The sequence below is a fragment of the Kastovskya adunca genome, from assembly GCF_059505785.1.
On sequence record NZ_JCACLG010000041.1, the window covers coordinates 158,890 to 173,622 of the forward strand.

Sequence of the window (14,733 nt, forward strand, 5' to 3'; positions counted from 1 at the left end):
AAAAATCCCCGCCCGGCGTGACTTTCCTACTCCACATCTCTACGGTCAAAAATCTCCTCAAAGCCACTCCCTATCTGTCCGCCCCTATGCAAAAGCCTAGACATACATCTGAGCATCGCCATCCTGTTTTAACCTCTCATCTCGGTCGTTCTGGTTCTCAAGCAATTCCGATTCATTGGGGAGAAGCTGACCCGATCAAACGTGGTGCAGTCGTTGGCACCTTGAGAAATCCTGCCCATCGCAACGTCATTGGCGCGCACTCTGGTGGCTATGCAGTTTATCGGGCGCTGGCGGTGGCGAGTGGAGCCTTACAGCCCAATCACCGCGCGGATTTGACTAATACAGCCCCGGTTGTCAATTTTGGCCCGCATCCGAGCTGGGCAGACCCCCATAAGATCGTTTCCTTCGATCCCTTTGGTGCCATCGTGGGAGACGCTTACTCGTCTTTGTATACCAAGGGATACGACATTCTCCCCACAATCGCGATTACAAAAGCCCATGTCAATATGCCAGAATTGCAAGACGCGGTGGCAAAAGGGCGCTTATCCGTAGATGGTCAAATCATCAAAAGCGGCGGCAGTTTAGTCGTCACTAAAGTGGCAATTGACCCCGTTTGGTATTTACCAGGTATTGCCCAACGTCTCAAGGTTGAAGAAAGCCATCTGCGCCGGATTCTCTGCCAACAAACCGGGGGAATGTTTCCGGAACTGATGACACGTTTTGATTTAAAAGTTTTCCTCCCTCCCATTGGCGGTATTAGCGTTTATCTAATTGGTGATATTTCCACAATTAGCGATCGCAACTACCCCCTAGCCGTGCGGGTACATGATGAGTGCAACGGTTCTGATGTCTTTGGTTCCGATATTTGCACTTGCCGTCCTTATTTAGCCCATGGCTTGGAAGTCTGCGCGCAAACGGCCCTTGCAGGCGGTGCAGGGGCGCTGATTTACTTTCGTAAAGAAGGTCGGGGATTAGGAGAAGTCACGAAGTTCCTGGTTTACAATGCCCGAAAACGTCAAGAAGGAGGCGATCGCGCGGCAGCCTATTTTACCCGCACGGAATGCGTTGCTGGCGTTCAAGATATGCGCGCCTACGAACTGATGCCGGATGTGTTGCATTGGCTAGGAATTACCCGTATCGATCGCTTTGTCTCCATGAGTGATATGAAGTACAACGCGATTATCAACTCTGGCATTGAGGTGATTGAGCGCGTACCGATTCCAGAAGAGTTGATTCCCCCGGATGCCCAAGTAGAAATTGCCGCCAAGCAAGCGGCGGGGTACTATACCAAAGGTGAAGTGCCGGATGAAGTTGCCCTCAAAGAGATTATAGGGCGGGGTTTGACAGAGTAGATATCAGTAATGAGCAGTTTTGAACAAGAAGCGATCGCTTATCTGCGTTCTCCAAAAGCTATACGCGATCGCTCTCAACAACTTTTTCATCTCGCTTGCGAAGACAAACTCCGCCACTTTCGTATCGATTTAACCCAACTCGACAAGTGTGCTGATTATGTCGTTCAGGTAACCCGCGACAACTACCCCGATTTAAACATCCCCTTTCACAGCCGCTGGCGTCACTTTGAAGTTGGCGTATCGCGTCTTGCAGAACTCAATCGCGACTTAGCCGCATTTCCCCCCCTAGAAAAAGCCCGAATTAAGTTTGATTTGGTAATTGTCAGTGTTTTACTCGATGCGGGTGCGGGTGCTGACTGGTACTACTACGAAGCAGAAACGGGACAAACCTTTCAGCGTTCCGAAGGATTAGCCGTTGCCAGTTTCCGCATGTTTAAGCAAGGGCTGTTCTCCAGCAACAAGTCTCAACCCTTACAAGCGGATGCAAAGAAATTGCAAAACTTGACTGCAACAACCCTAGCAGAAGCATTTCAGATAAATGAGGAAAATATGCTGCTAGGGCTAGAAGGGCGGTTGGAACTACTACAACGCTTAGGGAAAGTCCTGACTCAGCACCCGGAATTTTTTGGCACCAAAAATCCTCGCCCCGGTAACTTAGTTAACTACTTGCTAAATAACCCACACTCAGACTCTTCTACTCAAAACTTTCTACTCAGCACTCAAGACTCAGGACTCAGCACTCTCAAAGCAACTGATATACTACGTGCCACTTTAGAAGGATTTGGAGAAATTTGGCCAGGGCGAGAGGTGATTGCGACTACCAACTTAGGCGATGTCTGGCGACATCCAGCTTTACCCGGCGAGAATCCAGTCGATCAATATGTCCCCTTCCACAAACTTTCCCAGTGGCTAACCTACTCGCTCTTAGAACCTCTCCAGGAATTAGGAATAGAAATTACCGAGTTGGATGAGATGACAGGATTGCCAGAGTATCGTAACGGCGGCTTGTGTCTTGATATCGGGCTGTTACAGGCAAAACATTTGGCAATCTATCACCAGCGTCACTTACCTGGTTCAGAAGTCATTGTAGAGTGGCGATCGCTAACCGTTACTCTCCTAGACAAAATTGCTGACACCATTCGACAAAAATTAGGGATGAACCAAGCGGAATTACCCCTAGTGAAGATATTGCAAGGGGGAACCTGGAGTGCAGGACGACGCATCGCTGCTGAGTTAAGAACCGGAGGCGTACCTCCCATTGAGATCGAAAGTGATGGCACAGTATTTTGAGTAAAGTTCCTCTCATATTTCTCGCTCTAGTCGAAAGCTGAAAAGGTCGTTAGTTCAGGCTTTAGCTCAAATTACTATTTCAAATACAGCCTTTTTCCAGTAAATGGACTCGCTAGATTAGATAGGGGTAAGCTACTGTGCCAATCCCTTACAAAAATTTTGTTGAACTACGAAATGAAATGAAAAAATATTTACTAATATTAGTAATCTTTTTGCCGCTCCTAATTATCAGCATAAGGATTACTAATGCCCGCACCTTCGCACCTCTATCTGCATACCGTACCCTAGAATCAATTGCGGGAGCAGGCTTGTACAAAACCAAACTTCCTGAAGGTAATGAAGCCTATCTGCAAGTCATTGATTTACGGAAAATGCAAATCGATCAAATCATTGGCGAAATGGATGAATTAGGATTTTCTGAGGGTAAATATTATGGTGGATTTGATAGCTACTACAGCCCTCATTTTCAAATGAGCCTATTTTCTAATGTATGGGATGAATACAATCTGCTCTATGGCAAACAAGTATTCTCCATGATAAATTGCGCTTTTTTTGAAGAATATAAATCCAGTACGCAATTAGCATTTCCAGTCAAACTGAATGGTCAGGTTATTACAGCAGGAAGCAGCCCTTATGGCCCTGTTAATCAGCCAGCAGATAATTACTACAAAAATATACAACTAAAAGCTTTGGTTTGGGATGATAGCAGTGCCTATATTACTGATTACGATCCTGAATTGGGTTCTCCACTGAACCAGGCAAATGTCCGCAATGCGATCGTGAGCTATCGCTATAGCGACCACCCTGCTAAAGTAATTGGTAAAAATCAGGAAAATAAATATCATGTCATAGGAACATTAAACAAAGACGACGTTCCTGGCGATGAATTGCTCTTAATAATAACTGTCAATAAAGCTACTTTAGATAAAGCGGCTCAATTACTCCGAAAGCTGGGGGTAAGAGGGGATATTCTCACCGTAGACGGCGGTAGTTCTACATTCGTTACTAATCCCAGTACTGGTAGCTTACTCGTGCCGCAACCTGTCAATATAAAAGATAATCCTAACGCCAGTCATTTGCCCCATTACTTGGGATTTCGTCAAAAAGGAGACTCCCAAAAAACTCCCAAAATTGTTATCAACCAACCTCAGAATACTATCCCCATAAAACCAAAGTTTCCTTACCTCATTCTGTGGAGAGATAACCTAGCTGGTGATGTAAAAATTGAATTGTATCAAGGGTCAAAACGGGTTAAAGCGATCGCGTCTCGAACAGCCAGTGATGGTGTTTTTGAATGGACGCCAGACATGTCGATAGTACAGAACTCTGTTATCCGAGTGACGAGTTTAGAGCATAAAAAGGTTTCTGGGAGTCTGCGGTTAAATTAGTTCTCCCTATAGTCAAAGCCGATTCAAAATTCGGCGATCGCCTTTATAGAACGCGGTAGGATTAAATCAACCGCAAAAACACCAAAAGAAAACCAGGAATCTCTCAAAAACCACAAGTTCCAGGCGGGACGGTGGTTCCTGACCAAAAAGTGGTATCGCTAGTAGTAATAGTATTGGTCGGTAAAGTATTCTCTTCTACTTGTATCACGCCTCCGAAACTATCATCTAAGTAAAGACTGCCGATTGTGTTACTCAGGGGTTGCAGGCAAATATTACCAAAATCACTCGTTAGAGCTTCTGCATCATTGAAGCTACTACCTGTTATGGCATTTAATTGAACTTTAGCAAAGGTTCTAGCTGAATCAAAGGTGTTAACAGAGATTCCTGAAAAAGTATTATCAGCAATAGAATTTGACTCAATTACAACTCGCAGTTCAGCACTACCATTTGTATTTATATTAATACCGTTGAATCCATTTCTGGAAATTTCCGAATTATTGGAAATATTGACCGTTCCTTTGGATTCATCGGAAAGTACAAGATTTATGCCATTGTCCAAATTATCGGCAATTGTATTGTCACTGATATCAAAGGTTCCTTCAGCGCTGTTGGAAATTAAAACGTCAACGCCACTAAGTTGATTGTTACTAATTACATTACGAGTAATGTTAAAAGTTCCTTTACTGTCATCCGATAAAGTAAATTCAATTCCTGTAAGTTGATTGTCAGTAATCTGATTGTCAGCGATAGTAAATGTTCCTTGGGCATTAGCTTCTGATGCAACACTAATTCCCCTGGCTTGGTTGCTAGTAATTTGATTACTGGAAAAATTAAACGTTCCAGAAGCACTGTCAAACGCTTGAATTTCTACGCCGTCTGCGATACCAACTGTCCCTTGATTATCGGCGATGATGTTATTGGAAAGGGTAAAGTTGCCAGAGGCAGTGTTACGCAGTTCCAAATTAACGCCATCTCCATCATTTGCTGACCCACCATTGCCAGCGATTTGAGTATTGGTAAGTGTTAGCTCAACTTGACCGGAATTGTTGTTGAGGGTGAAGCCTTCTAAGGCGGAATTAGTAATAGAGTTATTAGCGATCGCCACTTCACCTGTAACTTCAGTTAAGGAGATTCCCTCAGCCGTAGAGTTAGCGATCGCATTATCCCGAATTTCAATATTGCTGATATTGCTTCCCGCGATACCAGCACCTGTAGTGGAAGCGATCGCAAATCCAGAAAGCGTTGTATCATTCCCCATTGTCACCGTTCCCGTTACCGCAGGTCGGGCAGTTGTATTAGACAATGGCAGTTCAATATTACCGAGTTCCACCGTATCGATCTTCTGCACAGCACCCGTTGATAATACCTGCACACCATCGGGAATTGTGAAGGCGGGAATTCCAGGATTTGTGCCTAATTGCACGTAAACAATCTCGCTGGCTTGTGCAACAGTCAATGCCTCAGCAACCGTTCCCGTAGGACTTTCAAACGTACCGTTTCCGGTTCCTATCCCCAAATTAACGTGCCGAAACGTCCAAGGTTGTCCCGTTGTCGGGTTCGTGACAAAAACTGTATCTTGCCTGTTGAAAGATTCTGACTCAATTTGCTCATCCACAACAATAGTCGCTTGCCGAGTAACAGATTCTCCCAAACGTGCCAAGACGGAATCTTCTCGGCGTATCCCTCGCGGACGCGTACCAGGGAAATTCGCCCCCACACTCAACACCAAATTAGTCCCAAACGTGTCATCGCTAGAAAGCGCAAGCCCCAGACGTAAAGTATCTGTAGGACGTGCTTCCAAACGCGTCCGCCAGCCCAAAATATCAGAACTCCCCGCCGCATCGTAGTAATAAAGTCCTGCATAGCCACGCAAATTACCTGTTTCACCAAGGGAGGCGATTTTTACCCCCGCTTCCAGATCAACTCCCGTCATCGCGGCTTCAAAGCGGCGGTTTATTTGCCCTTGTTGCGTTCTAGTCTGTGCTAAAAAATTTCCTTGGAAGAAAGGGTCGGATAATGCAAGGGTAGAAGAGACTGTCTCTGCGGCTAATTGGCGAGTATCCCCAACAGGGATGTAAGCATTCCCACGAAACTCCCAAACGTCCCCCAAGGTTTCTAATCCCAAACCCAGTTGATCAAAACTGCTGCTTCCCGTCTCGCGGGTGTCGTAGGAGATATAGCCGCCATAGATGCGGTTAGCGTTTGCACTGTAAAAGCGATGTCCCAGAATAATATTGCTGCTGAGGCGAGAGTTCTCCGTTGACAGCAACAGTCGCCCTTCCAAAAATGTGAGGTTACTACCGGGAGTTTGGAATAGGGGGAAAAAGCCTTCAATACTGCCAAAAGAACTTTCATAACCCACCCCTGCACCCGTGGTGAATTCTGCACCAATACGGGGGGAAATTCTCAAAGACGATGCATCGGGTATCTGGGTGGTGTTGGGAGGTTGAGCATTGGCGATCGCGCTAAAGGTTCCCAACAGCAGTAAGGTTGTGTAGAGGCATTGTATTGACTGTCTTACAGGCATTTTTTTGACACCAAAATTAAGGATTATTTGAGAATGGGGAATCCACTTTTATAGCCCCTTTTTCCTGTCCTGTTGTAGAGACGTTGCATGCAACGTCTCTACAGGGTTACTAACCCTCCTAAACACTCGTGAAAGTACCCGCCGCATTCGCAATCAAAGTAGAGGCATTCACCCCAGTCAAAATGGCAAGGGTTTGACCGTTGGTCGTATCCGTAATCCAGGTGTGGCTGCTTCTTTGAGTAATCGACAACTGCCCCAAGCTCAACCCTGCCGTTAAACCGATATAATCCTCACCCACCTTGAAGTCTCGGATCGTATCCGTCCCTTCACCGCGTGCGAAGACAAAGGTGTCGCGACCTTCACCGCCTGTGAGGATGTCATTTCCCAAACCGCCCCCAAGCCTGTCATTACCCGCGTCGCCCCAGATTTGGTCATCTCCTACTTCGCCGTAGAGATTATCGTTGCCAGCACCGCCGTAGATGCGGTCATTACCTGTACCGCCATAAATCAGGTCATCGCCGCCAGTAAGAGAATTTTGACTATCGCCGAAGAGGATGTCGTTACCGTCGCCGCCGTAGAGTTGGTCATTGCCGAGTCCTCCGGAAATCGTGTCATGACCGCCAAAACCGTAGAGGCGATCGCCTCCAGCCGTTCCTACCAAAGTGTCGGTAAGATTAGTGCCGTTGATGATATTCAAGCTGTCGTTGTCAATGTTGGTAACAGCAACATCATCGGCATTAAGTCCGTTGTAGTTAAGGTCAGCACTAACAGCAGCAGCGGTGATGATTTTGTAAGCAATATTGCCATCCACCTCGGCATCATCTACCCCGGTTACAGTTACCGTCTGCGCTTGGTTCCAGTTAGCCGCAGTAAAGGTGAGTGAGGGAGTCGAAACCTTGCCTTCTGTGGTGTCAGAACTGCTTAACCCAACAGTGACGTTAGCAGTGGGTTGACTCGCGAGGACAACACTAAAGCTAGCTGTGCCACCAGCTTCTGTCGTGTTACCGCTGATGGCTGAAACCCTAATTCCTACAGTGTCATCATTGCTAATGATGCCCGTGGCAGTGCGGGTGCCGAGGTTGGCATTGGTTGCACTGTTTAGAGTAACGGTGAAGGTTTCGTTACTCTCAAACCTATTGTCTCCGTTGACGAGAACGGTAATTGTTTTGCTAGTTTCTCCAGCCGCGAACGTAAGAGTAGCATCGTTGTCAATATAGTCTTTGTCTGCTGTCGTTGCTGTGCTGTCGTTAGTACTGTAGTTGATAGTGATGGGAAGGATACTGGCTTGTGAAAGGCTGACAGTGTAGGTATAGGCAGTAGTGCCGCTGTTGGCTTCTTTTTGAGCGATCGTGGCTGGACTGAGGGAAACAGTAGGAAGTGGGTCATCATTGAGGATCGTACCGATAGCCTGGCTTTTAGCGATCGCGGCATTACTGGCATCACTCAGATAAACGAAGAATTTTTCATCACTTTCATTAACAGCATCGCCAACTATAGGTACTGAAATCGTCTTGGTCGTTTCACCAGGGACAAACGTAAGAGTGCCAGTAACTGCCGTGTAATCAGTTGGGTTGATGGCGGTATCGTTGGCGGTGGCGTAGTTTACCGTGACGGGTAAACCAGAAGCAGCGGATAAAGTAACCGTAAAGGTTGCAGTCTTACTATCACCAGTCCCTTCAGTGACAGTGACATCTCCACCAATAGAAAGACTGGGTAAAGTCTCGTTATCAGCAATGGTGACAGTCGCAAAATTGTTACTGCCAATGGTGTAGTTGCCAGGGGTGAGATTAAGCTTGAGGGTTTCTGCCCCTTCGTAAATCACGTCATCCGTCGGCGTTAGCGTCATATCTACAGACTCACTGCCATCAGGAATCGTAATTTTGAGGTTTGTACCGCTGCTAGTGAGGGTGTTGTTGCCAGTAAGGGTATAGTCGCTGGCACTGGCAGTACTAGCACCATCAATGGTCATGTAGACAATTAACTCGCCCAGCGTCCCATTGCGGCTGATGCGGAACGTGCCAGAATTTGCAATGGTTTCTGAGGCATCCGTATCTAGGGCGGTGATATTAACTGTTAGGGTATCGTTGTCAATGATGGTGCCGCTACCCTGACTATCAGCAATGGTGGCATTGCTGGGATTGGAGAGGTTGACAAAAAAGCCTTCATTGGCTTCATTGATCAAATCATCCGCGATCGCCACATTGATAGTTTGACTAGTAACGCCAGGAGCAAAGGTTAAGGTGCCGCTAGTGTTGGTATAGTCACTGCCAGCTTTAGCTGTGCCATCAGCCGTGGCGTAGCTAACGGTGATTGTTTGGCTGCTAGGGTTGGAAAGGGAAGCGGTGAAGACAGCATTAGTCGTGCCAGCGTCGCTTTCATTGAAGGAGACATCGCTAATACTAATGGTTGGTTGATTGTCATCATTGGCGATCGCTACCGTTGCTGTACCTGTAGTAATCGTAGAGTTGGCGGGAGGTGTCGTCAGATTAGGATTTGAGAGAGTGACGGTAATACTCTCATCCGGTTCATAGACTTTGTCACCTAAAACATCGACAGTAACTGTCTTGGTTGTCTCACCAGCAGCAAAGTTTAGGGTGCCGGAAGGGATAGTACCGCCACCAGTCACTTGAATATTGTTGTAGTCGATGCCGTTTGTCGCCGTTCCGCCGATGGCATAGTCTACGGTACTGGCTACACCAGTGCCGCCGCTACGGGTGACAGTGAAGGTAACGCTTTGAGTACCGCTATTGCCTTCAGTTAAAGTTGGGGTGGTGGTGTTAACGGCGTATTGAATTGGGTCATTGGCGACAATTGATACCGTAGCGTTGTTATTAGCCGTATTGATCGTGTAATCCTTACCTGCCGCCAAATTAAGGCGCAAGGTTTCGTCCCCCTCTGGCAGGGTATCGTCAACTGGGGTGAGGGTGACATCGACATAACTTTGCCCGTCGGGAATGACTACCGATAGACCACCGCTACTGAGGGTATAGTCACTGCTACTGGCGGTGCTGCGACCATCAATAGCAAGATTGACTGTGAGATTGCCTACTGTGCTACTGCGACTAATGCGGTAGGTGCCTGTATCCGTGATGGGTATTGTTTCTGCGGCAGTTGCATCTATTGCCGTAATACTGACAAGAGTCGTGACGGCTACCGCCTTGGAGAACTCTGAGGTATTGTTACTAGAATCGGTCGCCGTAGTACTAATAAAGTGACCCACAGGAACTGCCGTAGCGAAGTTAACCGAGAAGTTAGTATTGCCATTAGCATCAGTGGTTACACTAGTGAATCCGAGGAAAGTTTGACCTTCCCCATAGCCGGAGGAATCTAAGGTCGTGTTGGAGAAGAATTCCAGCCTGAAGGTGGTATTGGGAGTGCTATTGAAGGTGCCTGCAACAACTGTGTTGGTACCAATGGCAGTGACGGAGGTCAGTACCGGGAAGTTTTGGAGGTTGTTTGTCCCTGTATCACTGTCCCCAAAATCATTGGCGGTTACTTCATAAGTGTCTAGATCAATTCCTAAGCCAGTATTGGAGAAGATGGAATTACCTAAGATTGCATTACCAGTGCCCCTGGAGTAAGCAGCTATACCCCTGCTACTATAGGCAATCGTATTGCCAGCACCAGCGGCAGTCCCGCCAATAGTGTTATTACTTGCATCAGAGGAAATGGATAGACCATGTGTGGAATTTCCTAATGAACTGATGCCATCAACTTGCGTACCAATGTAGTTGCCGAGGATCTGGTTTCCTGTAGCCGTATTGCCACCAATGCTGATACCGTGGTTGTTGCCGGAAATAACGTTACGCGCCTCTGGTGCTGTCCCGCCAATTATGTTGTTGGGTGAAAAGCCGATATACACACCATTATGGGTGTTGCCTAGGTCAGCGGTTCCTGTAACATCAGTACCGATGTAGTTGCCTAGTATCCGATTCCCTGTGGTATTGCTGAAGACGATATCAACGCCGATATTGTTACCTGAAATAACATTACGCGAGCCTAGTGCTGTACCTCCAATTATGTTGTAAGACGCACCATAGACGATGCTCACCCCGGTGGCAGCGTTGCCCAGAATGGCGTTGCCAGCAGCATTGGTGCCGATGAAGTTGCCAAGGATCTGGTTTCCAGTGGCACCAGTGCCATTGATGCGGACACCATCGTAGTCGCCCCCTGAAATCACGTTACGCGACCCTGGTGCTGTCCCCCCGATAGTATTGTTGGAGGAATTGTCGATGTACACACCCATGAAGTAGTTGCCCCAGTCCAGAGTACCCGTGACATCGGTGCCGATGTAGTTGCCCTCAATGCGGTTGTTGCCCTTGGTTTGCAGTATAATACCGTTGTGGCTGAAACGATTGATTACCAGTCCCTTCACGATGCTGTTCCCAGCAGTGATGGTTAGACCGCTTACGCTTGACCCGGCACTGCTGCCATTAAGCTCAATAATGGGGGTGCCGGAGAATCCCGGCTGAGTGGTGCCGTCGATGACTACCGCGTCGGTGATGGTAGGTAGGGCGGAAAGAGGTGTGATAGTCTGGACACCACTGCCAATCTTGAAGCTGATGGTGTCGGTTCCAGTGAAAGCGTTGGCATTGATGATGGCTTGCCGCAGGGAACCTTCGCCGCTGTTGTTGGTATTGATAACTACGGTGTCATTTTGTTGGATAGTGACACTGGCGCTGTTTTGGGAAGAGGCGATCGCATATGCCCCATCCGCTACTAAATTAAGCTTTAAGGTTTCATCCGCCTCAGCGTGGATGTCGTTAATTGGGATGAGATTAATATCGACAAAACTTTGCCCAGCTTGAAGCGTGATGCTAGCTACTCCATTCAAGAAAGTAATGGGGTTGCCGTTGCTATCTTTCAAGATATAGTCAGCACTGCTGGCACTGCTGCTACCATCAATGGCAAGTTTTACGGTTAAAGTTCCCGTAGCATCCATGCGAGTAAGGCGATAAGTGCCGAGATTACCAACAACTTCCGTGGCGGTGTTATCTGTGGCAGTAATGCTGACTGTGGCAGAGGAGGATTCAAAGGCACCGATGTCTATTCTGCCGCCGGAAATGCGGTCAAACCCCGTGCCGCGTTGATCGGTAGTTAAATCGCCGCTGTAAGTGGGAGTGCCTGCATTGAGGGCGGGGCTGCCAGCGAGTAGGGCGTGAGTAAAGGTAGTACCGCCATTATTTTGTAAAGTTCCTAGTCCGGGGTTGGAGTTGACAATATCTGTACCCGTGCCAATCGTACTTGTATTACCTGTGGTGTCTCCGATTAGGTTGTTGGCATTGCCTGTAACATTACCGGAAACATCAGCGTGTTTGGTTCCGGCTGACTTGTCAATGTTCCCTGCAATGATGGTGTTTTTGACATTAATAGTGCCATAGCCATTGGTGAAAACACCACCGCCGTTACCAGTATTATCAGCATCAGCATCAGCCGTATTGTTAGTAATGGTGCTATTCAGGATTTCAGAGAAACCGCTGTTGTGAAGGATGCCGCCGCCGTTATTATTCGACAGATTGCCGCTGATCGTGCTGTTGACGATCGTACTGCCGCCACCATTGTGCCAAAAGCCACCACCGCCACCGTAGCTGTTGTTATTTGCTCGATTGCCGCTGATCGTGCTATTGCTGACGGTAGCGCTGCCACTGTTAGCGATACCGCCACCGAACTCATCAGCTCGATTGCTAATAATGGTGCTATTGGTGACGGTAAGAATGCTAGTGGCACTGCCACCAATGCCGCCACCAGTAACAATCGCATAATTGCCAGCGATAATGCTATTGGTGACGGTAATATTTCCTTCGTTGCGAATGCCTCCACCGACGTGAGCCGTATTGCTGGCGATTGTACTATTGGTGACAGTACTGGTGCCTGTATTCCAAATACCGCCCCCCGTAGCACCATTAGTCGTCGTGTTGCCACTAATGGTGCTATTTTGCACGGTAAGGGTGCCGTAGTTACCAATACCGCCGCCGCCAGTGATAGCACTCGATGCTGTGTTACCGCTGATGATGCTATTCTGCACGGTGAGAGTGCCCTTGTTCAGGATGCCACCGCCTTCAATCGTGGCACCATTAGCAATAGTCAACCCATCAATCTTGACCGTCTTCCCGCTATCAATAGTGAAGATGCCGTAGTTGCCTCCTATATTCCGGCGGACTGTTAAGTTGTTGGCACCCGTGCTGTTGATAATATTGACGCTATCGCTTAGGTTTGGCAGCACAGACGCTAAGTTAATGACTGCCCCATTTGCCAAATTGCTGAAGGTGATATCCTGAGTGCCAGCAAAGGCGTTGGAGTTGAGAATCGCTTGCCGCAAACTACCTTCGCCACTGTCGTTGGAGTTGATGACAGCAGTATCGTTGGCGAGGATAGTGACGGCGGCGGTGTTTTGAGTAGCAGAGAATAAGTACGCCGTATCCGCTGCTAAATTGAGCGTTAAGCTTTCATCCGCCTCAGCGTGGATGTCGTCAACTGGGGTGAGATTAATATCGACAAAACTTTGCCCAGCTTGCAGCGTGACGGTGGCAACCCCATTAGAAAAAGTAATGGTGTTGCCGTTGCTATCTTTCAAGATATAGTCGGCACTGCTGGCACTGCTGCTAGCATCAAGGGCAAGTTTTACGGTTAAAGTTCCCGTAGCATCCGTGCGAGAAATACGGTAAATCCCTAAATCGGTGGCAGGATTTGTTTCTTTGGCAGTGGCATCGAAGGCGGTGATACTGACAGTCGCTGCGGTGTTTATCCCAGTAACATTCAAGGTGACGGTAGCAGGGGCAGAGTTGGCTGTACCATCGCTAGCTTGGTAGGTGAATGTGTCGATGCCAACAAAATCGGATTTGGGCGTATATATGAAGGAGCCGTTGGAGTTGAACGTCAAGATGCCATTGCTAGGTGCTGTCACCAGCGAGGCATTCAGCGCTGCATTTTCTGGATCGGTGTCGTTAGTGAGAACGCCAGGAAGTTCACCATTGGGAGTGGCACGGTATCGAATTCTGCCACGAAGACTTTCGCTATAAGGGTCGCCGTCACCGTTTTCCCGGAATATGGAATCAAAACTGATAATCTCGGAGCCAGTGCCGTAGACGATTTGGTTAACACTAAACTCCCCAGTGAGTTGGTTATAACCCCGATGCTGACCTGATACATTTAGACCCGGCACAGTGGGCGCTTGGAATGGCCACCGGGTAGCACCTGTGTATGTACCTGGAGTCAGCAGTGCATCGCCCGGAGCAGCAAATTCAAGGTTCCACCCACCGGAAAAGTTGGGACTGTTAAACCTGATGTTGACACCGTTGTCGAAGTTGCGCGAAGCGGTGAAGGTGCCGTTAGCTAGGGTATAGCTGTAGTACTTCCCTTGTCCAATGTAGTTGCCTATGTCACTGTCAAGTACCAGCGACGTGACTGCCACAGCGGTTATGAGCGAGCTATTTGCAGCCACAGTGTAGGTGTCGCTGGCTGCTATGGGTGTGCCCAAAACTGAGGAATAGGCTTTTGTTGCCTTTGCCTGAAAAGCTAATTTTGCCTCAATTTCCCCTGTATTTACCTCTAAATCCCAGTCGCCGCCGAAAATCACGCTGCCTGTCAAGTTATTAGAAGCCGCGACATCAGCTGCTGTCAGTTGGCTCAACTTTTGTACAAAGGCTGCACCGTGCTCGCTAGATGCCACGTTACAACCATAGAGGAGAATATCGGCATCGGGAGTTAAAGCACTTGCCCACTGCTGCAATTGGTTGCTGTAAGCTGGCAGGTTGCCTGCATTCAGTTGAGTTGAACCCAATTGCAAACTGCCGGATGTACCGTGGGAGACAACGTGAACGCTGCTGATACCAGTGCGTCCTGCCAATGCTTCGGTAATTTGCGCTACTCCATCCCGCATTGAGTCGAGGATAACTACTTCTGTTCCCGGTTTGACCCCTGCTACAAGACTTTGGTAATCCTCAACCCTAGAGTCGATGAAAACGATCTCTTTATTTAATGCTTCCTTAGTGCGAGAAGTTGTTCTGGTCAAAGAGTCTCCACTGTTGGTGTTGTGAAAAAAACTGCTTGCATTTTGGTTAAGGGAGGAATTATTCCAAAGGTCTTTCACGATTAAATTTCCTTCAAACACTGAAGTTGGACATGAAAACCGAGGTGCGATGCCAGAACATCACCACACCACTTGCTATAGGATTGA

At 47.9% G+C, this 14,733-nt stretch carries 5 protein-coding genes; 3 read left to right on the forward strand and 2 right to left on the reverse strand.

Going from position 1 to position 14,733, the window contains the following annotated elements; all coding sequences use genetic code 11:
- Positions 1-86: 86 nt before the first annotated feature.
- The 3 genes from AC5JR3_RS16050 to AC5JR3_RS16060 all read left to right on the forward strand — a co-directional run bounded on the left by AC5JR3_RS16050 (position 87) and on the right by AC5JR3_RS16060 (position 4,030).
- Entirely contained in the window at positions 87-1,352 is a 1,266-nt protein-coding gene (locus AC5JR3_RS16050) for a GTP cyclohydrolase II (RefSeq protein ID WP_495847544.1), read from the forward strand.
- A gap of 9 nt (positions 1,353-1,361) precedes the next feature.
- Positions 1,362-2,642 carry a URC4/urg3 family protein gene (locus AC5JR3_RS16055; protein ID WP_495847545.1) on the forward strand — a complete coding sequence of 427 codons (1,281 nt, stop codon included), beginning with the start codon at positions 1,362-1,364 and terminating at the stop codon, positions 2,640-2,642.
- A 137-nt stretch (positions 2,643-2,779) separates the two neighbouring features.
- Positions 2,780-4,030 (forward strand): hypothetical protein, encoded by a 1,251-nt coding sequence (locus AC5JR3_RS16060; RefSeq protein WP_495847546.1) that lies wholly within the window; start codon positions 2,780-2,782, stop codon positions 4,028-4,030.
- A gap of 103 nt (positions 4,031-4,133) precedes the next feature.
- On the opposite strand, the gene AC5JR3_RS16065 is transcribed toward AC5JR3_RS16060, so the two are convergent.
- Both AC5JR3_RS16065 and AC5JR3_RS16070 read right to left on the reverse strand, forming a co-directional pair.
- Complete coding sequence (locus AC5JR3_RS16065) at positions 4,134-6,557, reverse strand: right-handed parallel beta-helix repeat-containing protein (protein ID WP_495847547.1); 2,424 nt, start codon at positions 6,555-6,557, stop codon at positions 4,134-4,136.
- A gap of 118 nt (positions 6,558-6,675) precedes the next feature.
- The gene (locus AC5JR3_RS16070; RefSeq protein ID WP_495847548.1) at positions 6,676-14,568 is read right to left on the reverse strand and encodes a Calx-beta domain-containing protein; all 7,893 of its coding nucleotides are present in this window, start codon (positions 14,566-14,568) and stop codon (positions 6,676-6,678) included.
- Between the last annotated feature and the right edge of the window lie 165 nt (positions 14,569-14,733).